Here is an 829-nt window from a genome sequence, read left to right as displayed (position 1 = left end):
GGTTTTATGAGCTGGGGTTATTATACCATAGCCTAAGCCTTGTAGGGCAGGTTTGGCTTTGCCATTTGGATGGCTGGTGTCTGCACCAATGCCAATGCCGACACTGATGGCATCGCCTTGATGGTTTAGGTGGTTTTGTATGTCTTGGGTTTGGATGCCTTGGGCAAATTGGGTTTGGTTTTTACCTGCATCGGTGATGAGATAGCCACCAGTGAACGTACCTTGTCTTTGTACAGACAGGATGTATTGATTGGCTGTGATACCAGTTTGGTGGATGACTTGGGCATAATCGGCATCTACATCCGTTTTGCCACCATTGATACTAAAGCTTTGGGGTTTGCCATCAAAGCCAACATCGGCACTAAATCCTGCTTGTTTTTGATCATGAGTGTATTGATAAGTGTCTTGACAGCTTTTGACAATCAAATCACTGCCAACAGTGACTTGGGTGTTAGGGAATTGATTTAACTGCCATAATAACTACCATCACCTTGACGCCATAGGACAGCTGGAGCAATATCATAAAAATAGTTATTAACACAAGAATCCAGCCCATCTGTCGCATCTTTAGGAAAATTATCTCTAAGATAGGCAACAATTTCATCTGATGAGACATCCCAAATATCATATCCTTCATACCAAATACCATTAGGTGGTATAAATTTGATTAAGTCTGCGTCTAAGGCTTCTTTAGTAAGCATAAAGAATAAAGCCTTTTGTTCTTCAAATGTGATATTTGGTAAAGATGCTGGAATATTTTCAAATAACGCAGAAACCCATAAGTTTTTTGCATCATGATACATCTCTTGCTTAAGTTCACTTGAAATTT

General features: G+C 40.0%; 2 protein-coding genes. Both read right to left on the bottom strand.

Going from position 1 to position 829, the window contains the following annotated elements; all coding sequences use genetic code 11:
• Positions 1–426 (bottom strand): hypothetical protein (locus G3N97_RS39155; RefSeq protein ID WP_205998047.1); only part of this gene is annotated, 426 nt, incomplete at its 3' end.
• A gap of 38 nt (positions 427–464) precedes the next feature.
• Positions 465–829, bottom strand: a 365-nt coding sequence (locus G3N97_RS39150; RefSeq protein ID WP_205998046.1) for a hypothetical protein, incomplete at its 5' end; no start/stop codon positions are given.

This window comes from Paraburkholderia sp. Ac-20347 (genome assembly GCF_017104805.1).
GTDB classification, from domain to species: Bacteria; Pseudomonadota; Gammaproteobacteria; order Burkholderiales; family Burkholderiaceae; genus Paraburkholderia; species Paraburkholderia tropica.
Note: the sequence above shows the minus strand (reverse complement) of the source record. Positions and strands in the feature narration are given on the sequence as shown.